General features: G+C 64.2%; 29 protein-coding genes. 17 read left to right on the top strand and 12 right to left on the bottom strand.

What is annotated here, in order from left to right:
* Positions 1-32 precede the first annotated feature (32 nt).
* Together OPC11_RS03280 and OPC11_RS03275 are read right to left on the bottom strand one after the other, a co-directional pair.
* The gene (locus tag OPC11_RS03280; protein ID WP_264781002.1) at positions 33-2,288 is read right to left on the bottom strand and encodes an NADP-dependent malic enzyme; all 2,256 of its coding nucleotides are present in this window, start codon (positions 2,286-2,288) and stop codon (positions 33-35) included.
* 72 nt (positions 2,289-2,360) lie between these two features.
* The gene (locus OPC11_RS03275; protein WP_264781001.1) at positions 2,361-3,440 is read right to left on the bottom strand and encodes a M24 family metallopeptidase; all 1,080 of its coding nucleotides are present in this window, start codon (positions 3,438-3,440) and stop codon (positions 2,361-2,363) included.
* A 262-nt stretch (positions 3,441-3,702) separates the two neighbouring features.
* On the opposite strand from OPC11_RS03275, the gene OPC11_RS03270 reads away from it, so the two are divergent.
* The 6 genes from OPC11_RS03270 (at position 3,703) to OPC11_RS03245 (ending at position 9,142) form a co-directional block, all read left to right on the top strand.
* Entirely contained in the window at positions 3,703-4,182 is a 480-nt protein-coding gene (locus OPC11_RS03270) for a COX15/CtaA family protein (RefSeq protein WP_069449435.1), read from the top strand.
* Between the two features lie 183 nt (positions 4,183-4,365).
* Positions 4,366-5,193 carry a transporter substrate-binding domain-containing protein gene (locus OPC11_RS03265; RefSeq protein WP_264781000.1) on the top strand — a complete coding sequence of 276 codons (828 nt, stop codon included), beginning with the start codon at positions 4,366-4,368 and terminating at the stop codon, positions 5,191-5,193.
* Positions 5,194-5,211: 18 nt separating this feature from the next.
* Positions 5,212-6,042: an amino acid ABC transporter permease gene (locus OPC11_RS03260; protein WP_264780999.1), complete on the top strand. Its 831-nt coding sequence runs from the start codon at positions 5,212-5,214 to the stop codon at positions 6,040-6,042.
* The gene (locus OPC11_RS03255; protein ID WP_069449440.1) at positions 6,039-6,782 is read left to right on the top strand and encodes an amino acid ABC transporter ATP-binding protein; all 744 of its coding nucleotides are present in this window, start codon (positions 6,039-6,041) and stop codon (positions 6,780-6,782) included. The genes OPC11_RS03260 and OPC11_RS03255 overlap by 4 nt, the downstream gene beginning before the upstream one ends.
* A 78-nt stretch (positions 6,783-6,860) precedes the next feature.
* Positions 6,861-8,528, top strand: a complete 1,668-nt coding sequence (locus tag OPC11_RS03250; RefSeq protein WP_264780998.1) for a Na+/H+ antiporter NhaC family protein — start codon at positions 6,861-6,863, stop codon at positions 8,526-8,528.
* Positions 8,529-8,593: 65 nt separating this feature from the next.
* Positions 8,594-9,142 carry a GNAT family protein gene (locus OPC11_RS03245; RefSeq protein ID WP_264780997.1) on the top strand — a complete coding sequence of 183 codons (549 nt, stop codon included), beginning with the start codon at positions 8,594-8,596 and terminating at the stop codon, positions 9,140-9,142.
* Between the two features lie 16 nt (positions 9,143-9,158).
* On the opposite strand, the gene OPC11_RS03240 is transcribed toward OPC11_RS03245, so the two are convergent.
* The 3 genes from OPC11_RS03240 to OPC11_RS03230 form a co-directional block, all read right to left on the bottom strand.
* Positions 9,159-9,866, bottom strand: a complete 708-nt coding sequence (locus tag OPC11_RS03240; RefSeq protein WP_264780996.1) for a hypothetical protein — start codon at positions 9,864-9,866, stop codon at positions 9,159-9,161.
* A 59-nt stretch (positions 9,867-9,925) separates the two neighbouring features.
* A complete protein-coding gene (locus OPC11_RS03235) occupies positions 9,926-11,392 on the bottom strand; it encodes a replication factor C large subunit (protein WP_007977876.1) in 1,467 nt (488 codons plus the stop codon).
* 71 nt (positions 11,393-11,463) lie between these two features.
* On the bottom strand, positions 11,464-11,820 hold the full coding sequence (locus OPC11_RS03230) for a site-specific DNA-methyltransferase (protein WP_264780995.1): 357 nt from the start codon (positions 11,818-11,820) through the stop codon (positions 11,464-11,466).
* A 151-nt stretch (positions 11,821-11,971) separates the two neighbouring features.
* Between OPC11_RS03230 and OPC11_RS03225 the strand changes: the two genes are divergently transcribed.
* A complete protein-coding gene (locus OPC11_RS03225) occupies positions 11,972-12,364 on the top strand; it encodes a metalloregulator ArsR/SmtB family transcription factor (RefSeq protein ID WP_264780994.1) in 393 nt (130 codons plus the stop codon).
* On the top strand, positions 12,361-13,413 hold the full coding sequence (gene arsB / locus OPC11_RS03220; RefSeq protein WP_007977868.1) for an ACR3 family arsenite efflux transporter: 1,053 nt from the start codon (positions 12,361-12,363) through the stop codon (positions 13,411-13,413). Before OPC11_RS03225 ends, arsB begins: the two co-directional genes overlap by 4 nt.
* A gap of 47 nt (positions 13,414-13,460) precedes the next feature.
* On the opposite strand, the gene OPC11_RS03215 is transcribed toward arsB, so the two are convergent.
* Entirely contained in the window at positions 13,461-14,348 is an 888-nt protein-coding gene (locus OPC11_RS03215; protein ID WP_264780993.1) for a PhzF family phenazine biosynthesis protein, read from the bottom strand.
* Between the two features lie 126 nt (positions 14,349-14,474).
* On the opposite strand from OPC11_RS03215, the gene OPC11_RS03210 reads away from it, so the two are divergent.
* Positions 14,475-14,924, top strand: coding sequence for a pyridoxamine 5'-phosphate oxidase family protein (locus tag OPC11_RS03210; protein ID WP_007977863.1), 450 nt, complete (start codon positions 14,475-14,477; stop codon positions 14,922-14,924).
* Positions 14,925-15,138: 214 nt separating this feature from the next.
* On the opposite strand, the gene OPC11_RS03205 is transcribed toward OPC11_RS03210, so the two are convergent.
* Positions 15,139-15,369, bottom strand: a complete 231-nt coding sequence (locus OPC11_RS03205) for a HalOD1 output domain-containing protein (protein ID WP_007977861.1) — start codon at positions 15,367-15,369, stop codon at positions 15,139-15,141.
* Positions 15,370-15,501: 132 nt separating this feature from the next.
* On the bottom strand, positions 15,502-16,233 hold the full coding sequence (locus OPC11_RS03200; RefSeq protein WP_264780992.1) for a bacterio-opsin activator domain-containing protein: 732 nt from the start codon (positions 16,231-16,233) through the stop codon (positions 15,502-15,504).
* A gap of 168 nt (positions 16,234-16,401) precedes the next feature.
* Here OPC11_RS03200 and OPC11_RS03195 point away from each other — a divergent pair, with 168 nt between their 5' ends.
* From OPC11_RS03195 to OPC11_RS03180, 4 genes are all read left to right on the top strand, one after another.
* Positions 16,402-17,007 carry a GNAT family protein gene (locus OPC11_RS03195; RefSeq protein WP_264780991.1) on the top strand — a complete coding sequence of 202 codons (606 nt, stop codon included), beginning with the start codon at positions 16,402-16,404 and terminating at the stop codon, positions 17,005-17,007.
* Positions 16,974-17,603: a GNAT family protein gene (locus OPC11_RS03190; protein WP_264780990.1), complete on the top strand. Its 630-nt coding sequence runs from the start codon at positions 16,974-16,976 to the stop codon at positions 17,601-17,603. The genes OPC11_RS03195 and OPC11_RS03190 overlap by 34 nt, the downstream gene beginning before the upstream one ends.
* On the top strand, positions 17,600-17,827 hold the full coding sequence (locus OPC11_RS03185; protein WP_264780989.1) for a flagella cluster protein: 228 nt from the start codon (positions 17,600-17,602) through the stop codon (positions 17,825-17,827). The genes OPC11_RS03190 and OPC11_RS03185 overlap by 4 nt, the downstream gene beginning before the upstream one ends.
* 65 nt (positions 17,828-17,892) lie before the next feature.
* Positions 17,893-18,447 carry a GNAT family protein gene (locus tag OPC11_RS03180; RefSeq protein WP_264780988.1) on the top strand — a complete coding sequence of 185 codons (555 nt, stop codon included), beginning with the start codon at positions 17,893-17,895 and terminating at the stop codon, positions 18,445-18,447.
* Between the two features lie 19 nt (positions 18,448-18,466).
* Here the strand turns inward: OPC11_RS03180 and OPC11_RS03175 are convergent, their stop codons facing one another.
* Together OPC11_RS03175 and OPC11_RS03170 are read right to left on the bottom strand one after the other, a co-directional pair.
* Positions 18,467-18,952, bottom strand: a complete 486-nt coding sequence (locus OPC11_RS03175; protein ID WP_264780987.1) for a GNAT family N-acetyltransferase — start codon at positions 18,950-18,952, stop codon at positions 18,467-18,469.
* Between the two features lie 24 nt (positions 18,953-18,976).
* Positions 18,977-19,588 carry a metal-dependent hydrolase gene (locus tag OPC11_RS03170; protein WP_254663513.1) on the bottom strand — a complete coding sequence of 204 codons (612 nt, stop codon included), beginning with the start codon at positions 19,586-19,588 and terminating at the stop codon, positions 18,977-18,979.
* 279 nt (positions 19,589-19,867) lie between these two features.
* Here OPC11_RS03170 and OPC11_RS03165 point away from each other — a divergent pair, with 279 nt between their 5' ends.
* The 4 genes from OPC11_RS03165 (at position 19,868) to OPC11_RS03150 (ending at position 22,398) form a co-directional block, all read left to right on the top strand.
* Entirely contained in the window at positions 19,868-20,575 is a 708-nt protein-coding gene (locus tag OPC11_RS03165) for a helix-turn-helix domain-containing protein (protein WP_007977852.1), read from the top strand.
* 108 nt (positions 20,576-20,683) lie between these two features.
* The gene (locus OPC11_RS03160; RefSeq protein WP_264780986.1) at positions 20,684-20,986 is read left to right on the top strand and encodes a hypothetical protein; all 303 of its coding nucleotides are present in this window, start codon (positions 20,684-20,686) and stop codon (positions 20,984-20,986) included.
* Between the two features lie 48 nt (positions 20,987-21,034).
* Positions 21,035-21,652, top strand: a complete 618-nt coding sequence (locus OPC11_RS03155; protein ID WP_264780985.1) for a proteasome subunit beta — start codon at positions 21,035-21,037, stop codon at positions 21,650-21,652.
* A complete protein-coding gene (locus OPC11_RS03150) occupies positions 21,649-22,398 on the top strand; it encodes an archaeal proteasome endopeptidase complex subunit alpha (protein ID WP_264780984.1) in 750 nt (249 codons plus the stop codon). The genes OPC11_RS03155 and OPC11_RS03150 overlap by 4 nt, the downstream gene beginning before the upstream one ends.
* Positions 22,399-22,435: 37 nt before the next feature.
* Here OPC11_RS03150 and OPC11_RS03145 read toward each other — a convergent pair whose 3' ends face one another.
* Together OPC11_RS03145 and hmgB are read right to left on the bottom strand one after the other, a co-directional pair.
* Positions 22,436-23,398, bottom strand: coding sequence for a helix-turn-helix domain-containing protein (locus OPC11_RS03145; protein ID WP_264780983.1), 963 nt, complete (start codon positions 23,396-23,398; stop codon positions 22,436-22,438).
* Between the two features lie 168 nt (positions 23,399-23,566).
* Positions 23,567-24,904 carry a hydroxymethylglutaryl-CoA synthase gene (gene hmgB, locus OPC11_RS03140; protein ID WP_007977842.1) on the bottom strand — a complete coding sequence of 446 codons (1,338 nt, stop codon included), beginning with the start codon at positions 24,902-24,904 and terminating at the stop codon, positions 23,567-23,569.
* Positions 24,905-24,909: the final 5 nt, after the last annotated feature.

The raw sequence follows: 24,909 nt of genomic DNA, 5'->3' as shown, positions 1-24,909 counted from the left end.
GAGACGCTCCGCGCCTCGCGTCGCTCGCGGTGTTACTCTTGCTGGGCGTCAACGACCGCAACGCCCGCCAGATTCACGATGTCTTTAACCTCGTCGCCGCGCTGGAGGACGTGGACGGGTTTGTCCATGCCGACGAGCATCGGGCCGATGGCCTCCGCGCCGCCGAGTCGCTGGAGGAGTTTGTAGCCGATGTTACCCGCTTCGAGGTTCGGGAAGACGAGCACGTTCGCGGGTTGGTCCAGTTCCGAGAACTCGTAGGTGCCGTTGAGGATTTCCTCGACGACGGCCGTATCGGCCTGCATCTCGCCATCGACGGGGAAGTCGACCTCGGGGTCCTCGCGGAGCATCTTGGAGGCCTTGCGCGGCTTGCGCGTGCCCTCGTTATCGACGCTGCCGAAGTTGGAGTACGAGAGGAGCGCGGCCCGCGGTTCGACGTTGAACCGCCGAGCGAGTTTGGCGGTCTGCTTTGTCACTTCGGTCAGCACGTCCTCGTCGGGTGCCTGATTGACCGTCGCGTCGGCGCAGAAGACGACGCGGTTCTTGAACGTGAGCATGTAGACTCCGGCGGCGTAGTCCACGTCCGGCGCGGTGCTGATGACCTGGAGCGGCGGGCGGAGCGCCGACGGGTAGTGGTGGGTCAGCCCCGTCAGCATGGCGTCCGCGTCGCCCTGTTCGACCATCACGCTGCCGAAGTAGTTCGAATCTTTCTCGATGAGTTCGCCCGCCTCGTTTCGGGTGATACCCTTGCGTCCGCGCAGTTCGTAGAGTCGGTCGGCGTAGCCCTCGTGGTCGCCGTTCTTCGGGTCCACGACGTCGGGGTCGAAATCGAGACCGAGGTCGACGACGTTCGTCTCGATTTCGTCGCGGTCGCCGATGAGGACGGGGTTGGCGATACCCTCCTCGCGCATCTGGTAGGCCGCGCGAATCATCTTTCGGTCCGTCCCTTCGGAAAGCGCGACGCGCTTGGGGTCGCTTTTGGCCTTGTTCAGGACGACGCGCATCATCTCGCGGGACTTGCCCAGCCGCGCTTCGAGCGTCTCGACGTACTCGTCGGTGTCGAGTTCGCTCCGGGCCACGCCGGTTTCCATCGCCGCGTCGGCGACGGCGGGCGCGACCTCGAACAGCACGCGCGGGTCGAGCGGTTTCGGGATGATGTAATCCGGGCCGAACTGGAGCGGTTGGTCGCCGTAGGCCTTGACCACGGCGTCCGGCACGTCTTTCTTGGCGAGTTTCGCCAGCGCGCGCGCGGCGGCGACCTTCATCTCCTCGTTGATGTCGCTCGCACGAACGTCGAGCGCACCGCGGAAGATGAACGGGAATCCGAGGACGTTGTTGACCATGTTGGGGTAGTCCGAGCGCCCGGTCGCCACGATAACCGTGTCGTCGCGGGCCTCCTTCGCGTCCTCGTAGTCGATTTCCGGGTCCGGATTCGCCATGGCGAAGATGAACGGATTGTCGGCCATCGACCGCACCATGTCCTGACTGACGATGCCGCCGACGGAGAGGCCGACGAACACGTCCGCGCCTTCCATCGCGGCCGCGAGGTCGCCCTCGGGAACGTCGCGGGCGAACTCGGTCTTGAACTCGTTGACCTCGCCGTTTCGCACGCGCTGTTCGGTGATGATGCCCGAGGAGTCGCACATGGTGATGTTCTCCTTTCGCGCGCCGAGCGAGACGTAGAAGCGAGCGGTGGCGATGGCGCTCGCGCCAGCGCCGGAGAAGACGATTTCCAGGTCGCTCAGGTCCTTCTCGGTGAGTTCCGCCGCGTTGAGGAGGGCGGCCCCGCTGATGATGGCGGTGCCGTGTTGGTCGTCGTGGAAGACGGGGATGTCCATCTCTTCACGCAGGCGCTCTTCGATTTCGAAGCACTCCGGCGCCTTGATGTCCTCCAGATTGACGCCGCCGAAGGTTGGCTCCATCGCGCTCACCGTTCGTACGATGTCGTCTGGGTCCTGCTGGTCGAGTTCGATGTCGAACACGTCGATGTCGGCGAATCGCTTGAACAGAACGCCCTTCCCCTCCATCACGGGTTTCGACGCCTGTGCGCCGATGTCCCCGAGGCCGAGGACGGCACTGCCGTTCGAAACGACGGCGACGAGGTTCCCCTTCGCGGTGTAGGAGTACGCCTTTCCGGCGTCGTCGGCGATTTCGTTACAGGGGGCGGCGACACCGGGAGAGTAGGCGAGACTCAGGTCGCGCTGCGTGTTGGTCGGCTTCGTCGTCGATATCTCTATCTTTCCCGGCGGGTCGCTCCGGTGGTAATCGAGTGAATCCTCGTCGAGTCCCATGCCGGGTACGTTTTCGCCCGCCTGTAAAAAGGTATCCCAATGCGTCGAATTTACCTTCGACGTTCGTCGAACTCAGAGTTCGAGGACGGTCGGACGCGGGAGCGCTCCCTCGTAGTCGAACGCCATCACGGATTCAGCGGGCCAGTTCCCCGTCTCGGTGAGGATCTCCATTCCGTCCTCGGCGATGAGAACGGTGTCCTCGCTCTTTGCCCCCTGCACGGTCGGGTTCCACGCGTAGGCCATCGGCAGTACGATTTCGTCGTCCGTCGTTGGCGTTGCGATCCACTCGCGCCCGGCGTAGCCCGCCGCGCCGCCCTGATGGTGGTGTTTCCACTCGCCCGCGTAGCCGACGTGTTCGTAGGCCGCTCGAATCGCCTCGAAGACGTCCTTCGCCCGTCCGTCGAACGCCGCTATCTGTTGCGTTGCCGCGAGCGCCGTCGTCTCCACGATTGCGGCGGCCCGGTGTCGCTCCGCGAGCCAGTCCGGCGCGTCGAACGCCACGGTTCGGGTGCAACTCGCGTGCAACCCGTGCCGTTCGGCGGTCACGGAGACGTGCGCGTAGTCGCCCAGTTCCGCCTCGGTCGGCGTGTAGTGGCGGTACTGCTGTGCCCGTTCGCTCCCGCCGACGAGCGCCACTGGCGTTTCGATGCCGCGCGCGGAGAGCGCGCCGCGAACCGCCGACGCGATTTCCCGCTCGGTGTCGGTCGGGTCCAACTCCCGACAGATGGCCTCGACCGCGGCCGCGGTTTCGGCTCCCAGTTCCCGGTACGCGTCCACGTCCTCGTCCGTGAGGGGTTGCCGGAGCGGCGAGGCGTCCACCGACTCGAATCCCGGCACGTCGAAATCCGCGGCGGCGGGCGTCGTCGCGCGGTCGGCGACCGCTTCGGCCAACGACGATTCGTACCACTCGTACTCGGCGACCGGGATGTGGTCGGGGAGTTCTTCCTCGCGGAGTCGCGCCGCCTCGATGGAGTCCGTGACGACGCGGAAGCCGTCGCCGTCGTAGCCGACCGCCGCGACGCCGATGTCGCCCTCGCGGTCAACGACGTTGTTTCCGCCCGTGAGCCACGCGAACGAGTTCGGCCGCGCGAACCAGACGGATTCGAGGTCACGGTCGGCGAGCAAGCCATCGAGACGGTCTCGTTTCGTCATACTCGCTGTATTGCGTCCGCACTCCTTTAAACGAGTGATTGGCTCCATTTTTGGTGTCGTCCCGGCTGAGACGTTCCGCCCCGCACCTCCCGACACCTCGTCTTCCTCCACCCGCTCCGTGCGTCGTCTCTCGTTCTCCCGTCGGTTTCTCCCTCCGCTCCCAGTCTCCGGGAAAGTCGGACAGACCTAAGTACACCGCTTTCTAACACCCGAGAAAGGGGATTACTGTGATAGGAGACGACCAATCCGAGGTGTGTAACTGATGGGGTCACGATTTCGGCGCTTCGCCGCGTTCACGACGGCACTGACGTTCATCCTCATCCTGCTCGGCGTGTACACCGCCGCGATGGGTGCGGGACTCTCGTGCAGCCAACAGTGGCCGTTCTGTGACGGCGGGCTGATTCCGCAAACGATTCCAAGCTTCATCGAGTGGTTCCACCGACTCGTCGCCATGGTGACCGGCTTCTTCATCCTCGGCACCACCATCGGCGCGTGGAAGTACTACGACAGCACGCGAATCCGCGCCGCAGCGACCCTCGCGCTGGTCGTCCTCCCGGTGCAGGTGCTGCTCGGCGGCGCGACGGTGCTCATCTACGGACCGCTCGTGCAGACGGCGCACCACGCCGCCGCGATGGTGATCTTCGCGTCGCTCCTCGCGACGACGCTGTGGGCCTACGAGGAACCCCAGCAGGCGACGGCACCCGCGACGGATTCGCCCGGCGGCTACCCGTCGGACGACTAACCGACAACTGGCGAACGACCAACGATTCGCCGACGAACGACTAACCGACAACTGGCGAACGACCAACGATTCGCCGACGAACGACCAGCGGGCGACCGGCAAAATTTTTATCGAAACGGTGTTAGTAACCGACAGTAGCCTTCTATAGGCTGTTTGACTATGTAGTATCGGGGGAGAACTACAATGCACAGACGGAGCTTTCTCAGGGGGACCGGCGGAGCTATCGCTGGGCTGACGTTCGCCGGAAACGCGAGCGCACAGAACAACGGTACCATCAGAATCGGTTCCGACATCCCGTATCGCCCGTTCGAATACCGGACCAAGACCGGCGAGCTCGTCGGTTTCGACGTGGACATCGCCAATGCCGTTTTCGAGGGCCAACTCGACCGCAACTACGAGTTCGTCCAGACGAGCTTCGACACCATCATCCCGAGTTTGAACAACGGGAACTTCCGCGTCATCATGAGCGCGATGACCATCACGCCGGAACGGTCGAAACAGGTCGATTTCTCCGACCCGTACTTCACGGCGTATCAGACCGTCCTCATCCTGAAAAACAGCGACATAACGTCGCTGCAGGATTTGAAGGGCGAAACGGTCGCCGTGCAGAAAGGGACGACGGGGGAGGCCGCCGCACAGGACCTGAAAAAGCAGTTCAACGGCGACCTCACCATCGACAGCTACGACCAGATTCCGGGCGCGTTCTCGGCGCTGGGGAACAACCAAGCCGCGGCCGTCATCAACGACAACACGGTCAACGCCGAGTTCGCCCAACAGAACGACAACGTAACGTTCCTGAAGGGGGAGGGTGCCGCCCAGGAACAGGGGAAGGAAAACGCGCCGCCGTATCTCACGCTCACCGTCGAGGAGTACGGCATCGCCTTCCGGAAGAACGACGACCAACTCAAAAACCAGGTCAACGACGCGCTCTCGACCATCCGAGACAACGGTACGTACGACGAACTGTACAACAAGTACTTCCAGACGCCGGGAGGCACGACCAGCGGCTAAGCGCCGCAGGAGTCCCTCATGGCCGAGACATACACCGAGCGCGGTATCGAGCGACCGACGGACGGTGAAACGGGGTGGTTGAACGACCGGCGGGTCAGGTGGCTCGGTATCGCCATCGCGGGCGTCTTCTCGCTCGGCGTCGCGTTCTTCCTCCTGTTGATCCTCACGCAGTTCGTGGATTATCAACTGCTGGTGACCATCCTCCCGCAGTTCATCGACGCGCTGTTGCTCGTCCTCCAGATAATCCTCATCTCGGGCGTCCTGTCGCTCACCTTCGGCGTGATGGTCGGATTGGGTCGCGTGTCACAAACCGGGTTCACCCAGCGGATAGCGACGCTGTACGTCGAGTTCTTCCGCGGAACGCCGCTGCTGTTCCAGTTGTTCGTCGTCTACCTCGGCGTTCCGGCGTTCTGGCCGCCGGGACAGTTCCCGCTCCAGAACTGGAGTTTCGCGGCGGCCATCATCGGGTTGACGCTGAACCACACCGCCTACATCGGCGAGGCGGTCAAGGGCGGCATCAACTCCGTCTCCGGCGGGCAGTCGGAGGCGGCGCGCTCGCTCGGCATGTCGTACATCGACTCGATGCGCTACGTCGTCCTGCCCCAAGCGTGGCGGAACGCGCTCGCGGCCATCGGCAACGACCTCGTTATCCTCGTCAAGGACACGTCGCTGCTGACGGTGCTGGCGATTCCCGAACTCATCAGCGTCTTCCGGAACGTGAACAGCGCGACGTTCGACGCGTGGACGCCCATCGTCGTGGTGTCCGTCGCCTACCTCGTCATCACGGTGCCGCTCGGCAAACTCGTCCGAACGATGGAGGAACGCGCCATGTGGGGGACGGAACGATGAGCGCCCCCGACGTTCCCGAAGTCGAGTACGACAGCGTTGACAAGTACTTCGGCGAGACGCACGTCCTGAAGGACGTCTCGCTCTCCGTGGACGACGGCGAAGTGGTCGTCGTCGTCGGCCCGAGCGGGAGCGGGAAATCGACGCTGTTGCGGTGTACGAACCGCCTCGAAGAGATTCAAGGCGGCGAGATTCGCATCGAGGGCGAGTCGATAACCGACCCGGACGTGGACGTGAACAGTCTGCGCCAGCACATCGGGATGGTGTTCCAGAGCTTCAACCTCTTCCCGCACAAGACCGCGGTCGAAAACGTCGCCCTCGGGCCACAAGTGGTCAAGGGGTTCGAGGAGTCGGAGGCGACGAAGTGGGCGACCGCGATGTTGGACCGCGTTGGTCTCTCGGACCAAGCCGACTCCTATCCCAACCAGCTTTCGGGCGGGCAACAACAGCGCGTCGCCATCGCCCGCGCGCTGGCCATGGACCCGAGCGTCATGCTGTTCGACGAGGTGACGAGCGCGCTCGACCCCGAACTCGTCGGCGAAGTGCTCGAAGTGATGCGCGATCTCGCCGAGGAGGGAATGACGATGCTCGTCGTCACCCACGAGATGGGCTTCGCCCGCGAAGTCGGCGATAGGGTCGTCCTCATGTCCGAGGGCCGCATCGTGGAGTCGGGACCGCCGGCCGACTTCTTCGCCCATCCCGAAACCGAGCGTGCGAGACAGTTCCTCGCACGAGTTCACTGAATTGAACGTTTTTCTTCGGTATTCGTTCGTCACGCAATCGCCCAAAACCCATTTGTTCGACTGCTCGGGAACAAGGGTATGGAAACGATTCATGCCGGAGTCTGGTCGGTGGTTCCGGCGCTGGTCGCCATCAGCCTCGCGTGGTATTCGCGCGACGCGATAATCGGGCTGTTCTGCGGTATCGCCAGCGCTGGCGTCGTCTACGGGGCGATAAAGCCCGCCTCCGCCGGCGTTCCGGGGAGTATGATCGGAAGCCCCGTGGGGACGGTCCTCGGCGGGGTTTTCGGCCTGAAACACGTCCCGACGATAATCGCCACTGCGCCGCTCTTTTCCGACTCGTGGTACGTCGAGAACGTCCTGCTCGCCATCTTCGCCATCGGCGGGATGATAGGACTGATGATTCGGTCCGGGGCGCTCCGAGGCGTCCTCGAAGCGCTCACGGCGCGAACAGACTCCGCGGCGGACGCCGAGAAGGCGGCGTTCCTCGCGGGCATCATCATCCACATCGACGACTACTTCAACTGCTTGGTGGTCGGGTCGATGATGCGCCCGTTGACGGACAAGTACGACGTCTCGCGGGCGAAACTCGCCTACTACGTCGATTCCGCCGGAAGCCCCGCCGCCCGACTCGCGTTCTACTCGACGTGGGGCGCGGCGCTCATCGGCTTCATCGGGAAGGCGCTCGTGCAGGCCCAACAGCAGGACAAACTCCCCGCCGACATGAGTCAGTACGTCGCCGGGCAGGGTGAGTCGGCCCACGCGGTGACCAACCAGATATGGCCGCTCTTTTTCAACAGCATCTTCTTCGGCTTCTACTCGTGGGTCGCGCTCATCGTCGCCGCGCTGGTCGCGTGGCAGGTCGTTCCCAACATCATGGGCATGGACCGCGAGGAGTCGCGGGCGCGCAACGGCGGCGGCGTCGTCGGCGACGACCACGACCCGATGATATCCCGCGAGATGGACGAGTACGAGATGGCCGAGACGGCCACGCCCGACTGGCGCAACTTCGCCATCCCCATCGCCACGATGATTCTCGTCGGCCTCGGCGCGATGTTTTGGCGGAGCAGTCCCGTCCTCACCGCGCCGTCGATGACCACCCTGTTCTCCGTCGGCGGCTATCGGCTCATGCTCCCGGACGGCGGGAAGTGGGCGTTCAACATCGGCGGGGTAAGCCTCGGACTCGCGTCCTTCTCGGCGCTGGTCGTCGCGTTCGTCCTCTACCGCGCGAAGGGCGACATCCCGAGCAACAAGGACGCGACGGAGGCGATGACGCGCGGGTTCAAGGGTATCTTGCTCGCCGCGGTCATCCTCATGTTCGCCAGTTCCATCCAGAACGCCGTGACCATCCTCGACATCTCCTCGTTCGTCACGAACAACTTCTCCGGCGTGCCGCCGGAGTTCGTGCCCGTCTCGCTGTTCCTCATCACCAGCATGGTGAGCTTTTCCGACGGCAGTTCGTGGTCCACCTACGGCATCATGTTCCCCATCGCCATCCCCATCGCGTTCACCACCGGCGCGAACCTCCCGCTCGTCATGGGCGCTGTGTTCAGCGGCGGCATCTTCGGCGACCACAGTTCGCCCATCAGCGATACGACGGTTCTGGCGTCCTCGACCAGCGGGAGCGACCACCTCGTCCACGTCAGGACGCAGATACCTTACGCCGTCATCTGCGCGACCATCGCGGCGTCGTTGTTCTTCCTTCTCGGGTTCGTCCTCCCGCAGGGATTCCGCATCTTCCCGTACTGAACCGCGTTGTTCCAAGCTTTTCTATTCGGGTAGTTTGATATCTCTCGGAATCCAACGCTACCGCGATGCCCGGTCCCGTGTTCCTCGAAAACGACCCCGTAACGCTCCGCCCGGCCGACGAAGAAGACGTTCCATTCCTCCTCGAGAACGGCAACGAACCGCACGTCCGGGCGACGCGACACGCCTATCGACCCGCCGACGAGGAGTGGGCCGAGCGACGACTCGGCGGAACGGTCGGGGAGAACGACGACTCCATCGGGTTGCTCGTCTGTGCCGACGGCGAACCGGTCGGATACGTCCGCCTCATCCGCGAACACCCGTGGGTACACGTCACGCGGGACGCCGAACTCGGCTACTGGATTGCACCCGACGAGTGGCGAAACGGCTACGCCACGGCCGCCGCCGAGCGCATGGTCGAGTACGCGTTCGCCGAACTCGGACTCCATCGACTCACCGCGTCCGCGTTCGAGACGAACGAGGCTTCGAAGCGGGTGTTGAATCGCGTCGGCTTCGTCGAAGAAGGCGTCTCCAGACGCGCGGGCTACGTCGATGGGGAGTGGTGTGACGTGGTTCGGTACGGATTGCTCCGCGACGAGCGGGGGTCGAAGGGGTAGTTCCGGGCGTTCGCGGTCAGTCGCCGACCGCCGTCAGGACGTGAAGGGCGATGACCAGCGCCGTCACGACCGTCAGCCAGACGTGTATCGTCCGCCAGCGGCGGAACAGGACGCGGTTCGTCACGTCGAACACCGACCCGACCACGGCGGGCGTGGCTTCGCCGCGTCCCATTCGAACGACGTGTCTGTGCAGATGGCGGCCGTAGAACCCGCTCGCAACTTCGACGGCGAGAAACAGCACGACGAGCGACCCGACGCCGCCTTCCTCCTCCGCCAGCAGAAAGTGCGGGACCGTGAGCGCGGCCCCGACGAGCATCGTCCCCTCGTGCAGTTTGAGCGACCGAAGTCGGTACTTCGGCGGAACGATGCCGGTTCGTTTACCCACCGAGTAGCCGAGGACGCCGATGAGGAGGACGGCCACCCCGAGTTCGGCCAGTCCCACGTAGGCCGCTTCCGCGGCCTCACCGCCGAACCCCCACCACTCGGGGACGATTCCGGCCCCCGCGCCGCCGTTCTCTCTCTCCGCCTCGTTCTCGCCCTCTTCTTCTTCCTGGACTTCCTCTTGCATCGCCAGCGACGGGGCGTTCGTCCCGGCCACTCCGTCCACCCTGTTCGTCCCGTCCTCCCTATTCGTCCCGTCCGCGACGGCAGCGGCGGTTGTTCCCCCGACCGTCCCGAAGACGAGCGCGAGTACCACCACCCACCGAAGGACTCTCCGCTCCATACGTCCCCCTCGTCGCGGAGCCAATCATTGGTTTCGCCCGTGACGGGGTGCCCCTCGGCTCACGTGAAGTCGCCGAAACTGGCCTGCCCGTCGTCGGCTTTCGTCTCGTCGGGTTCCGAGTCCGCTGCTCCCGCCTCGGTGGATTCGTCCGCCGAGTCGTCCGTTTCGTCCGCTTCGGCGTCGTCGGTCGGTTCGTCCCCGTCCGATTCCGACGCGAACCCCTCGAACGCGCCGCCGGAGTGTTCGACGGCCGCCTCCGCTTTCGACTCTTCCGCGTCCTCGACGATGCTCTGAACCTTGTTCGTGGTCTTTCCGCTTCCCGTAACGAACGCGACGTGTTTCTCCTCCAAATCGTACTGCGCCGCCATCGCCACGGTCAGTTCGCGGTTCTTGCAGTGGTGGGTCATCGCCGAGAGGAACGGGATGACCTCGCGTCGAGCCGTGCTCATGCTGATGCCGCTCTCCTCGGCAATCTTCCGGGCGATGTAGTCGCGGGTGTCGCGCTTGCCTCGCGAACTGCCGAGTTTGCGCCAGTAGCTCGGCGGGCCGTAGCGCGTCCAACCGCCCTTCTTTCCTTGCCGGGCGGCGGCCACACCCGCGGTCATGTTGTCGCCCGCGTAGCGCCAGTACTTGTAGTTCTGCGTGGCGCGCACCCGTCCGAGCCAGCGGTCCGCGTTCGCCATGTAGCCGTAGGCGTCGGCGAGTTCCCGCCCCTCGTAGTCCTTCGGGAGGTTGTCCTCTATCCAGTTCAGCATGTTGTCGGGCGTCTCGTCCACGTCGTAGGAGGCCTTCAGCGCGCCCTCGGCGTCCTGTTTCTTGATGAGGTCGTCGAGGAAGTCGAAGATGCCGCTGGTCGTGTCGCGTTCGCCCGTCACCACGTCGTCGCGGGTCAGTTTCCCGTTCGTGGTGGCGACCGCTTGCAGGTCGTTGACCGCCGAGCGAAGGTCGCCGCTGTCGTTTTCGGCGATGGCTTCCAGCGCTTCGGATTCGTACTCGATGTTCTCCTGTCGGCAGATGTCGCGGAGCGCGGGGACGATGCTTCGCGCCGACACGTTCCGGAACTCGATGGTCTCACAGGCGTTCCGGAGCGAGTTCGACATGTCGTAGAACTCGTTGGCGATGAGGATGAGCGGCTGGTTTGCGGATTTCACCACGTCCGTGATGGCTCGCGAGCCGCCGCGGTCGGCGTTGTGCGTCAGGTTGTCCGCCTCGTCCATGATGACGACCCGTCGCCCCGCCGTCCCGCCGGTGAGGGTCCCGCTCTTCGCCGCCTCGCCCGCGACGCGCTTCACGACGTCGCCCGTGCGCTGGTCGCTGGCGTTCAACTCGATGGTCGGCCAGCCCATGTCGTTCGCCAGCGCGTGGGCCGCCGAGGTCTTTCCGACGCCGGGGCTGCCGTGGAGGATGACGGCATCCCCGTGGTCCTCCCACGTGTCGGCCCATTGTTTCAGTTTGTCTCGGGCCTTGTTGTTCCCCCGAACCTCCGATAGCGTGGTCGGGCGATATTTCTCCGTCCAGTCGGTCATTACTGACCGAAACTGGGGGGTCCCGAAACTTAACGATACGGTTGTCGTGCCGAATGACGACCCCAAATCCGTCAGCGTATCGACCGCGAATCCGTCAGCGAATTTTCCGTCCCGACCCAGTTCCGCCCGAGCTGTTCTGCGACCGCGTACGTCGTCCCCGACCCGCCGAAGGGGTCGAGTACGAGGTCGTCCTTGTCCGACGTCGCCCAAACTATCTTCCGGAGGTGCTCCTCGGGTTTCTGCGTCGGATGGTCGTCGTTGCTCGCGTTGTTCACGGTCGGCACGTCGATGACGTCCCGCGGTTTGACCCCCTCCGCGGTCGGGTTCCACTCGTAGCCCGTCTCGTTGCCGAAGAGCGATGTCTGCCCCTGCTCACGCATGGAATGCTCCTTCGTGTAGCTGTTGTACGGGATGCGAACCCGGTCCATCCGAAACGTGTACTCGTCGCTCGATACGCCCTCTTCTCGACGGAATCCCCGAGGACGGCCGACGACACGGATACCGGCGGCCGATTCCGGACACTATCTGAACCACGATTCAAATCGCCAACGTTATCTGAACTAGATTTCAATCAGTCGGGTGATGGACGAGACGACTCGAATCAGACGCCTGCTCACCGACGAACTCGGGGAGTGTTGTGACGCGGACGTCGAACGCCGACTCGGCGAGTTGGAATCGCTCGCCGATACCGCGTTCGGAGACGATGCGGTCCGCCCCGTCTTCGCGGTTCTCGGAAACGAGACGCGATACCGACTCACGCGGGCGCTCGTCGCCGCAGACGACGAACTCTGTGTTTGTGAACTCGAACCGCTCGTGGACGTGAGCGAGAGCGCCGTGAGCCATGCACTTTCGGACCTCGTTGCCGCCGGTCTCCTCGTTCGCAGAAAGGAAGGGAACTGGCGCTACTACGCGGCCACCTCCCTCGCCGCGGAACTGTTCGCGACGGCCGAAAGCGAGGTGAACGACGCGTGAGCGACGACCTGGGCGTTCTCGACCGCTATCTCACCGTCTGGATCGGACTCGCAATGGCCGTCGGAATCGCGCTCGGACGATTCGTCCCCGGTGTTGCCGACGTTCTCAACGCGGTCACGTGGCACGGCACGAGCCTACCAATCGCGCTCGGTCTGTTCGTGATGATATTCCCGATTATGGCCGAAATCGACTACGCTCGAATCCCCCGTGTCACGCGGACGGCCCGCGCGGAGATCGGCCTGACCCTCGCGTTCAACTGGCTCGTCGCGCCGTTTCTCATGTACGGACTCGCCGTGGTCTTCCTCGACGGCCACCCCGAGTTCGTCACCGGCCTCATCATCGTCGGCATCGCGCCCTGCATCGCGATGGTGCTCGTCTGGAACGAACTCGCGGCCGGAAATCAAGAGATGTGTGCGGTCTGCGTCGGCGTCAACAGCCTCCTCCAAATCGCGCTGTTCGTCCCGTACGCGTTCCTGTTTCTCACCGTCCTCCGGGGGACGGCGGTGTCCGTTTCCATGACGCTCATCGCGCAGATGGTCCTCGTCTTCCTCGGTCTCCCCCTCGCACTCGGATACGTCGCGCAAAAAGTCGCGTTCCGAACGATGGGCCGAGAAGCGTACTACGAGCGCGTCATCCCGAAAATCGGCCCGTTCGGCTTGCTCGGGTTGTTGTTCACCGTCGTCGTGATGTTCGCACTGAAAGGGGATTTCATCGTCTCGAACCCCGACCAGATCGTTCTCATAGCGATTCCCCTCCTGCTATTTTTCGTCGGATTGTGGACCATCGCATACGGTCTCGGCGCGCTTCTCGGCTTCGAGTACACCGAGAGCGTGAGCCTCGCCTTTACCGCCGCCTCGAACAACTTCGAGTTGGCCATCGCGGTCGCGGTCGCCGTCTTCGGTATCGGGAGCAACGTCGCCCTTGCGACGGTCGTCGGACCGCTCATCGAAGTTCCGGTGATGCTCGCGCTCGTTCGAGTCGCGCTCGCAACCAAAGACCAACTGTTCGGCGACCGTTCGGGCGTTCCCGGCGGCGTATCGTCCGACTAACGACCGACGGTTCGAACCGTTTTCGGCACCTGTTTTTCTGCCGGGCGCTACAACAGGGTACCCTCGGCGACCGGAATCACGCGCCCGCCGACTCGCACGTCGATGTTCTCGTCCGTCCTCGAAGCGCGGAGGTGGAGGAGCGACGGTCGGCCCATCTCGTACCCCTGTTCGACCCGCACGTCGATGTCGTCCGAATCGAAGTAGCCGTGTTCGACCAGATAGGCCGCCAAACAGCCGTTCGAGGAGCCCGTTGCCGGATCCTCGGGAACCCCCGCGCAGTCGGCGAACACCCGGGCGTGAAGGTCGTTATCCGCCTCCGTTTCCGGTGCGAAGAGGACGACGTTCATGTTTCCGTGCGGTTCGATGAGGTCCTCGTAGTAGGGTTCGTGATTCGTCTCCGCCCGACGGACCGCATCGAGCGACCGAAGCGGCACGACGAGCGTCGGGAGACCGGTCGAGACGAGTTGGACGGGGAACTCCGTATCGACGTCCTCCTCGTCGAGCGAGAGGACGCGGGCCGCGAGCGCGTGGTCGAAGGTCCGCTCGAACGTCGGCGGAATCTGGTGCATCCAGAAGGATTCGGTGCCGTCCTCGTCCCGTTCGACGTGGACGGGTATCTGGCCGACCCCGAGATTGAGCGTGAGTTCGTCGGGGCGGTCGTCGCGGACGAACTCCCGGATGACGAACGCCGTGCCGAGCGTTGGGTGCCCCGCGAACGGGATTTCTTCCGCCGGGTCGAAGATGCGGACGTCGTACCCGCCGTCCCGCGTCTCCGGGGAGTCGATGAACGTCGCCTCGGAGAAATTCGTCTCGCGGGTGATGTCCAGCATCTCCTCGTCGGTCAGCGACGCCGCGTCGTGAACGACCGCGAGCTGGTTGCCAGCGTACCGCTCCCGGGCGAACACGTCTACGACGTGAAATGGGTTGTCGGTCATACGTAGCACGTATGTCACGACGTACATCAGTGTAATTGTCAAAGAGGAAGAGTGAAATCGGAGTCCGATAATTCGATTCAGACTACCACTCACCTTTTTCCACCAGCACGTCGTATATCGGTTGTCATGGGGGACATCGAATCCGTCCGAATGGACGACGAAGAGCGGGACGAGTTTCTCACGAGCGGCGGAACAGGCGTCATCTCGTTCCCGTCTGGTATCGATGAATCGCCGTACTCGGTGCCTGTGTCGTACGGCTACGACGCGGCCGAGACGCACTTCTATTTCCGTCTCGCGCTCGGTCCGGGGAGCGAGAAAACGGAGGTCGTTGACCGCCCGGTCACGTTCGTCACCTACGACCACACGGACGACGGGTGGAAGAGCGTGGTCGTCACTGGAAGGTTAGACGAGGTGGCGAAGGCGGACATCGACTCGGAGGTGACGCGGGGGATGCAACGGGTCGCTATCCCGATTGTGGACCTGTTCGAGCGCGACTCGCGGGAAGTGACGTTCGACTTCTACCACCTCCACCCCGAGGAGATGACGAGTCGGAAGGAAGCCCACACCGAAACCTAACGATTCGAACCCGAGCACCGCAGCGGCGATTTCGACCGATTCGAACTCGACGTTTCTCGCCACTTGAACGGCGACGAACGGCCGAAACGACGAGCGAGCAAAAGCGATGGACGGCCGAGACGATGGATATCCGAAGCCGCGGTTCGCGTCGCTCCACGAGGTGAGACAACAGCGAAAAGCGGGGAACGAAGAACGGCCTATTGGTGCGCTCCCGTCAGTCGTCCTCTCGGACCTGAATCGAATCCTCGCCGTCGATTGTCACCCTGTATCCGGCGAACGAGAACGACAGTTCGAGGTCGGGATTGCTGGCGACCACCGTATCGAGTGCGTCGGGGTCGATGAAATCGTACAACGGCGGGAGTTCGTTCGGTTGTACGTTCGCCTGCTCGGCCACCTCGAATACGACGTGTTGGCTGATCGATTCGCTACCGTGCGGTCGGTTCATGGATTCGCGGTGTGGATTCGTAGCATGCATCGTTGAATCGACCGACTCGATACTCTTGGTCGAAGCGTCGGTCTCGGTACTGTAGTCTGGGAGCGGAGCCACCTCACGGCGTCGCCTATGTTGAACGGTTCGCTACGTGGTATCGTTCACCAAGCCGTCGTCCGATACTTCCTCGTCGGTTTCGAACAGGGAGCGAAGCAATTTCTCCAGCCCCGTCCAGAGGTGTTGGCTGAAGGTCGGTTGGGAGACGCCCATCACCGTCGCACACTCGGCGGCGGTGCTCTCGCGGGGCCACGAAAAGTACCCTTCCCGCGTTGCGACCTCCACCGCCGCGAGTTGCTTGTCCGTCAAATCCGCCGTCAGGTGTGCGTTGTGCGACGTGTTCGAGAGGCCCGGAATGGTATCCCCGAGCGTTCGCTTGGACAGGAGTCGAGCACCCTCGTGGCGTTCGAAAACTCGGTCTACAACCGTTCTGACGTCGCCGTGTGGCGAAACGTCCGCGACGATTCGTGCGTTGCCGTCGTCGGCCCGCACGTCCCGTATCACGGCGTCCGTATCCGCCAACGTCGCGGCCACGCACGGGCCGCTGACCACGAATTCCATCAACGTCGAGTCGGAATGCTCGCTCACGACTCTGGCCTCCCGAACCATCGGAAGGTCGGCGGCGACGTCGAGCACGGTTGTGGGTCGCACACCCCGAACGGTGAAGAATTCGAGCATGTTCCCGTCCGCCCGATGAACCGCCCGCTCGCCGACGAACTCGCCACCCGTGCGCTCGGACGCGGCGATGAAGAAACATCGCTCGTCGTGGAGTGAGAAGACCAGTTCGACCGCACCCGACCGGGGCGGCTGTTGGCGGGTCATGTACATACGATACGAGTCCAAGATGATTAGGAACTCTGTGAGATGTGCAAACACACGACTCTGTCCCTGCACGTCGGTCACCTCCCCGCAGTGCCGGAGTTTTCGTACCGTGCAGGGATACTTCACACTCACCGAAACCTTTTCTCGGATTGTCGTTTCCTTCGAACTATGTTCCCGGAGCGAATCGAGACGGACCGTCTCGTGCTGGAAGCCATCACCCACGAGAACGTGGACGTGTTCGAACTGTATCAGCACACGGCCCACGACGCGCCGCACATCGACGAGATAACGGAACACCTGTCGTGGGACCCGCACGCGACGCCGAAGCAGACGGCCGAGTTCATCGACTGGGCGGAGAAAAACAGAAACGAGGCGACCGGCGCGGAGTACGTCATCAGGCCCAAAGACGGAGAAGACGGCGCGGGCGAAATCGCCGGGACGACCGGGTTGAACATCGATTGGGACCGCCGCACCGGCGCGCTCGGTCTGTGGCTCCGAAAGCCGTTCTGGGGTCGCGGCTACTCCGGCGAACGCGCCGGTGCGCTCATGGAACTGGCGTTCGACCGCCTCGACCTGGAACTCGTCGCAATCGAACACCTCGCGGGCAACGAGAAGTCCCGCCGCGCCATCGAGAAGTACGTCGAAGCGCACGGCGGCCGGTACGACGGCATTCTCCGGAACCGGCGGCCGGACGGCGACGACGTGCGCGACTCCCACCGATTCACCGTGACGCGCGAACAGTGGGAAGCGAGTCGCGCGGAGGAGACGTCGTGACCGAGCTCTTTCCCGAGCGCATCGAGACGGAGCGGTTGGTGCTGGAACGGATGTGCCGCGAGAACGTCACGCCGCACGAACTCTACGACCTGTTCTCCGGACCGGGTGTGAGCGAGGTGTTCGAACACGTTCCACAGTCCCCCTATCGGACGGTGAACGAGCCGCGGGAGCTGATAACGAACGCCGACGAACGATGGTCGGACGGAACGTCCGCCGCGTACGCGATTCGCCCGGATGACGGGGAACCGCATGCGGACGAACTAGCCGGAACGACGTTTCTGTTCCCCGAGTGGGAGCGCCGGACCGCCCGTTTCGGTCTCCTCCTCGGAAAGCGCTTCTGGGGACGGGGCTACTCCGGCGAACGGGCGGCGGCGCTGCTGAGAGTGACCTTCGACCGCCTCGACCTCGAACTCGCCACGGTCGGCCACAACGTCGGAAACGAGAAGTCCCGTCGCGCCATCGAGAAGTACGTCGAAGCGCACGGCGGCCGACACGATTGCGTGCTTCGGAATTGGGTTCCGATGGACGACGAAATAGCCGACATGCATCGCTACACCATCACGCGGGAGCAGTATCGGGAGGCGACGAACGCGTGACGTTCGACGTGCACGCGGTTCGCCACCGCCTGAAGCTGAAGACGGACGCCGGACACAGTTCCCTGTTCGAAAACCGCGGCGACGTCGCCTGTCCGGCGTGCGACGACCCGTTCGCCGAGGTGTTCATCACGGAAAAACCCGCTCACAGCTTTCAACCGACCGGTTCGATGCGGTTCTGCGTCGTCCGGGAAGAGGGGCGAACGATGGTGTTCACGCACGACTGACGGTCGGTTTTTTCTCCGGTCCGGCGTTCACAAGCTATAGGTGCCGTTTCGCCGAAGCCAACGCCATGCCGGGAGCACGCGTTCGGAGCGGCGAGCGGGTCACGCTCAGGACTGTCGGAGAGGAGGACATTCCGTTCGTTCAACGCTCACTGGCGAACCGGGAGATTCGCCACCCGATGGGAAATCCCGTTCTGACTCGGCGGCGAGTCGCGGAGCTTCGAGAGGACGACGCGGACCGGTTTCTCGTCTGTCTCGACGGGGCCGATGCCGGTTCGGGCGGTCCAGACGGAGACGAGGTGACGCGAATCGGACAGGTGAACGTGACTGACGCCGACTACAAACGCCCCGAACTCGGCTACTGGTTGGTTCCGTCGGTTCACGGCGAGGGGTACGGCACGGAAGCCGTCTCGCTCGTCATCGACTACGCCTTCCGAACGTACGACGCTCCCGCGGTGGGTGCGGAGGCGTACGACTTCAACGACGCCTCCCGCGGTCTGCTCGAATCCCTCGGGTTCAGGAAGGAAGGTCGCCGTCGAAAGTACATGTTCGTCGACGGTGCGCACCGCGATATGGTGCAGTACGGGCTGCTTCGTGAGGACTGGTACGGGCCAACGGTGTGAGGAGGTGGCTGACGGCCGCCTACAGCTTTTTGGCGACCATTTCGCCCCAGTGCTCGAAGCCGTGGCGCTCGTAGAACGCTCCGGCACGGTCGTTTTCGCGGTCCACGTCGAGGACGAGCCGGTCGAGCGGGAGGGCTTGGTCGGCCGCGAGCGAGACGGCGGCGTCCATCAACTCGTCGGCGACGCCCGTCCCGCGGTGGGCCGGGCGGACGTAAATCTCGTTGAGGACGGCGGCGTCCCAGATGAACGCCAGTTCCTCGGGGAGGACGAAGACGTACCCCGCCAGTCCGTCGTCCGCGTCGGCGACGGTAACGCACCGCTCGTCGTCGCCGACACATCGGTCCACCCAGTCGAGGTACCGCTCGCGGTACTCCTCGGTCAGTTTCCCCTCGTACACCTCGGCCTTGTCGTCGCCGCCGGTCCCCGCGCCGAGTCCGCGTTCGAAGGCGCGCTTTAGCTCCCAGAACTCGTCGGCGTCGCTCGTCTCGTAGGGTCGAATCTCCATACCTCCTGTCGGTGCGAGGGCGCCTTACTCTTTGCGCGATTCCCAGACCCGAAAGCCGAAGATTCCGAAACTCATCGCGCCGAGGAGCAGTTGCCGCCCGCTCCGCACGATGGGAAACACGCGCTCTTCGTTCCGCGGGTCGGGTCCCTGCGCGAGGTCGAACCCGGTATCGTAGTGGGTCGTGTGCGTCGTCCCTCGGGCGTGCGGTTCGAGGAACGTCTGGACGATTCCGTGTTTGTTCGAGACGCTGAGTTTCCCGGAGACGCTGTAGAACTGGTCGTGAATCGGATAGAACACGTTCACGCCGTTCTTAACGAGGTCGAGACCGATTCCAGCGACGACGAAGGCGAAGAGACTCACCCACGCGACGCGGACGCCGTAGGCCCCCCATCGTCGTCCGATTCGGTTCTTCCCCAGCAAGTCGGCGAGCAGGACGATTCCGATGACCGTCGGTATGAGTAGGTTGTGAAACACCGCCCGGTGTCCCCCCTGAATCCAGAACCCGACCAGCGTGTCGATGTCGGGAAACGCGGCGGCGGCGAGCACGATGACCGCCGCCCGCGTGTCGAACTGTTCGGCGAGCAGTGACGTGGCGAGTAAGGCCCCCACCGCAACGTGTACCACCGTCGATGGCATCGAACGATGGACGACAGCGTCCAAGAAAGTAGTTTGGTGGGAACCGTCGTCGTAGGCCGGGCGTACTTTCGGATGGCAATCATTAGCAAACAATCGCGGCGTGACAGGTTCGGAGTTGTGTCCGATGAGGGCTCGCTTAGAACGGTATTCTCTCATTGACGACGGGGTTCGTGGCGACTGATGCGGTCCACGACGCCTAACGGTTCGTGACCTGTATTTCGACGCCCGTCGAAGGCCGGTTTCGATACGCTTTTCGGGACCTCTCTCACATGCGAAGACATGACAGATGCGCGCCGGACGCTCGCCGAGCAAATCGCGGGTGAAATCACGCTGAGCGACGACCCCGGAGCGACGCTCCGCAAGTGGCGCACCGACTTCGACGTGTCCCAGACCGCACTCGCCGACTACCTCGACGTGTCCTCGTCGGTCATCTCCGACTACGAGAGCGGTCGCCGCGAGAATCCGGGCATCGGCGTGGTCCGCCGGACCGTCACGGCGCTCCTCGATATCGACGAACAGCGCGGCGGCGACCGCATCCGCCAGTACGCCCGCGTCCTTTCGGCCGGGTTCGACAGCACCATCGTCAACGACTTGCGCGAGTATCCGACGAGCGTCCCGCTCCCCGAGTTCTACGACGCAATCGACGCGACGGAACTCGCACAGGGAACCTCGGCGGGCATCACCGGACACACCGTCATCGACAGCATCGAGGCCATCACCCGCCTCTCCAGCGAGGAGTTCTATCGCCTCTACGGCCAGAGCACGAACCGCGCGCTCGTCTTCACGAACGTCACGCGCGGGGAATCGCCGCTGGTCGCCATGCGCGTCGTCACCCCGACGCCGAACGCGGTCGTCCTCCACGGCATCGACCGTGACGAACTCTGGGACTACGCGCCGAAGATGGCCCAACTGGACGGCTTTTCGCTCGCCGTCACGGACTGCGAGAAGGAAACCATGCTGGACGCCATGCGCGAACTCGCGCCGTGACAGTCGGGATTCAGTTCTTCAATCTGACTGTGACGCGTCCGTGACATCATAAAGGATGGCGTGGTGAAGGCCAGAGTTGAACCATTGCAGATGTGTCTATATATGGTAATGAGCGCAGAGGAATCACGGGGCGGGAGCGATGTGCACCAGTCGATATGTCCGTGGTGTGCCGAAAACATCGACCATCCGACCGATTGCGTCAGAATCGCGCCGCCCGACCGTCGTCCCCCCGAGCACCGTCCGACCGTCAATCGCTGGTACCTCCACGCCGACTGCGCCGCCGAGTGGCGCGAGTTCGTCGGCCACCTCCGAACGCTCGCGGGACGGGGGGCGTTCCGGACGCTCGTCGAAGGGCCGCTGTCCGGCGACGTCAACGAGATGCTCGAATGGGAACTGGTCGACACGAGCTAAAATATATTTTAGCTAACACTTTTCCGTCGTCACCCCCTTCCTTTCTCCATGTCCGATACGATAGTGAAGACCGGAACGACGACGGTCGCGCTGACGACCGACGACGGAGTGCTTCTCGCCGCGGACCGCCGGGCCAGCCTCGGCGGTCGCTTCGTCACGAACAAGGCCGTCCAAAAGGTGCAGGGGGTTCACCCGACCGCCGCGCTGACGATGGCCGGTGGCGTCGGCGACCTGCAGTCGTACATCCGCACGCTCCGCGCCGAAGCTTCCCTCTACGAGACGCGCCGGGGCGAACCCATCGACATGGCCGCGCTCTCGACGCTCGCCGGGACCCTCCTGCGCGAGGGACCGTACCGGGGTGCCCAGCCGACCCTCGGCGGCGTCGATAGAACCGGCCCGCACGTCTACGACCTCGACACGGCGGGCGGCGTCATGGAAGCCGACTATCACGCCAGCGGCAGCGGGATGCAACTCGCTTACGGCGTCCTCGAACGCGAATTCGAACCGAACCTTCCGACGGACGTCGCCCGTCGCGTCGCGGCCAACGCCATCGAGAGCGCCATCGAACGCGACACGGCCAGCGGCAACGGCCTGACCGTCGCAACCGTCTCCGCGGATGGCGTCGAAATCCGTGGCTACGACGCGTTCTCGGAGGTGGCGGCATGAACGGAGGACAACAGCAGGCCTACGACCGGGGGACGAACATCTTCTCTCCCGACGGCCGCCTGTATCAGGTCGAGTACGCCCGCGAAGCGGTGCGTCGCGGGAGCGTCAGCGTCGGCGTCCGCGCCCGCGATGGCGTCGTTCTGGCCGCGAGAAAACACGTTCGCTCGCCCCTCCTCGAAGCCGACGGCATCGAGAAACTCCACAAGATAGACGACCACCTCGGCGTCGTCAGCGCGGGGCACGTCGCCGACGCCCGCCGACTCGTGGACTTCAGCCGCCGCCGCGCCCAGACCGACCGCCTGCGCTACGGCGAACCCATCGGCGTCGAACCATTCACCAAGGCCGTCACCGACCACGTGCAGGAGTTCACCCAGCAGGGCGGCGCGCGTCCGTTCGGCGCGGCGCTGTTGGTGGGGGGCGTCGAACCCACCACCGCCGACGAGGACCCGAAACCGCGGCTCTTCGAAACTGACCCGTCCGGCACGCCCCACGAGTGGCGGGCAACCGCCATCGGCGCGAACGACGACACGGTTCGGGAGTACCTCGAAGCGAACTACGACCCTCAAAGCTCGGTGCAGTCCGGAATCGAACTCGCCCTGTCGGCGCTCGCGGATGCCGAGGACGGTCCGCTCGCGCCCGAGGAGATTTCCGTTGCGACCGTCGCACCCACGTACCGGGCGCTCGACGCCGACGCTCGGCGGGATACACTCGATTCGCTCGACCTGCTAGACGAGCAGGCGTCGTAGAATCGCCAGTAGATGTCGTAGAACCGTCGTGACGCGGTTACGAGGCCTGTTGACCCGTCGATTCCCGCACCGTCACGACCTCCAGATTTTCCGCGACGAACAGCGCGAGCGCGTCGCCGCCGACCTCCGTCGAAACGCGCACGCACCACGGGTCCTCCGAGACGACGCGTTCCCGCCACTCGTCGCCGACGTTCCAGACGGGGCGCTCGCGCACGTCGATGCCGTGCCGGTGGTAGAACGCGATGACCGCCGGGTGTTCCAGCACCGCGAGCGTCACGGGCGAGCGGAGCCGACAGCCACAGCGCTCGCAGTCGAATCGGGCTTGCGGGCGGCGGACGCCTTCCGCTCGGTCCGCGGGTTCGTCACCGTCCCCATCGGCGTCGTGGTATCCGACGTGGGCATTCGCCGGTGCGCTGCACTCGGGGCACACACCGTCGGCCATCAGCGAGAGGCGGTGTCGGTGGTGGCGGTCGAACGCCGGGAGAAGCCCCTCGGGGTCGTGTGCCCGATGCCCGCCGGGTGGGAACGGGAGCGTGAGCGTCGGCCGCTCGCACGCCCGGCACTCGACGACGACGTAGTTGTCCTCGCCGTGGGCCGCCAGTCGCTCCTCCCCGCAGAAGGGACACGGGTCGTCCACCGCGATGGGGTCGAAATCCACGCTGTCCGTGTACGTCCCGGCGCGAATCGCCCGCGCGATTTCCCGCCCGGCGTAGGTGAGGGTGTAGCCACCGTCCGTCTTCCGGACGAAATGCTCGGTCAGTTGCCGGAGATGGTAGGAAAAGCCCGCCGTGTTGTCCGCGGACGTCGCCTCGAACAGCTCCGAGAAGGCGAGCGTCTCCTCTCCCTCCGCCTCGGCGTCCAGCAGGGCGCGGAGCGCGGCCATCCGGACTTCGTTTCCGAGGACCGCGAACGCGTCCGTCGGGTCCACGTCGTCCTCGGATTCGGTTCCGATGGTCTCGGGCAGTTCGTCCGCCGCGTGTGTCGGCTCTGTTTCGGTCATTTCGATGGTGGTCGCGTCGGCTTGTGGTTCACCGTCGGGCGCGTGTCGTGTAGTCGCACGGACGGGTGCGACGCGGTTAAATCGTTTGTTGGCGGAAGGTCGTCGGAAAATAGAACGGGACAAAACCGCGTGTCGTCGTCTTATTCGACGTACCGGCGCGTCGTCGTCTTATTCGACGTATTCGTACGTTCGCTCGTCCATGTCTCCGCGGCCGACGAAGACGAACTCGTTTTCGGGTTCCGTGAAGTCTTCGAGTTCGACGCGCTTGTCGTGGTTGTGGCGGTCGTGGACTTGCTCGTACTCCTCGTAGGTGAGGTCGTGACGGTTTCGAATCTGCTCGTCGATGGAGAGCTGGTCGAGTTCCTCTTCCCAGCCCTCTTGGACGGTTTCGGCGTGGATTTCGGCCTGTGCGCCGCTGCCGTAGGAGCCGACGAGAAGTTTCTTGCCCGTCATCTCCATGTCGTTTTCGGCGGCGTACTGGAGCGCCGAGGCGCGGGCGATGTGAACCGAGCCGGTGTACCAGTTGCCGACCTCGCGCGAGATGCGGAGCGTCGGGTCGATGGTGTTCGCGTACCACTCCTGGTACTGATCGGTCGCCTTGAGGTCGTCCATGTACCCGCGGATGGCCTCCTCGAACGCCTCGCGGTCGTCGTAGTCGTCCTCGCGGGGCTGGCGGCCGATTTCGGCGGCGAGTTCCTCCTCGATGTCCGTGTCACGGATGGTGTGACGGAAGGCGAACAGCCCCGCCTTGCGGACCATTCCGGGGAACGGCGTGTGGTACGGGCCGAAGACGTAATCGCCGGGGTGGGTCTCCCCACCGGCGCGCTCGAAGTCCTCCAGCGCCTCGCGCATGCGAGCGAGGTAGACCTGCATGGAGCGCTTGCCGTCCACGCTGGGGAACTGCTGGTTGGGCTTGAGGAAGTCGGTCTCGTCGGCCGACCCGTAGCCCTGTTCGGTCGAGAGTTCGACGATGGACGGATCCTCGCTGATGAGCATCGCCACGGCACCCGCACCCTGCGTCGCCTCGCCGGGGTCGCCGCGGGCGTACAGCGCGGTGTCGGTTGCGATGACGAGCGCCGAGCGCCCGCGGTTGCGACCCGCCTTGATCCAGTTGTAGGCGTCGTCCAGACTCTGGGTTCCGGCGATGCAGGCGAACTTGCGCTCGCCCTTGTTCGCGTGGTGGAAGTCACCGTCGTACACCTGTTCGAGGCAGCCCGCGATGTACGTCGAAACGGGCTTGGAGTTGTCGAACGCGCTCTCGGTCGCCACGTCGATGCGGCCGATGTCGTCCGGCGTCAACCCCTTGCGCTCCATCAGTCGATGGGCCGCGTTCGCGCCCATCGTCACGATGTCCTCGTAGGAGTCGGGGAACGAACTGGCGTACAGTCCGAGCCCTTTCGTGTACTTCTCCGGGTCTTCGTCCTTGACCGGTGCGAACGTCTCGGGGAGGTCGAGTTTCAGCTTGCCCGTCCAAATTTCGATGGCGTCGATACCGACGGCTGTCATTCTTG

This window comes from Haladaptatus sp. T7 (genome assembly GCF_026008575.1).
Classification (GTDB): Archaea; Halobacteriota; Halobacteria; order Halobacteriales; family Haladaptataceae; genus Haladaptatus; species Haladaptatus paucihalophilus.
Note: the sequence above shows the minus strand (reverse complement) of the source record. Positions and strands in the feature narration are given on the sequence as shown.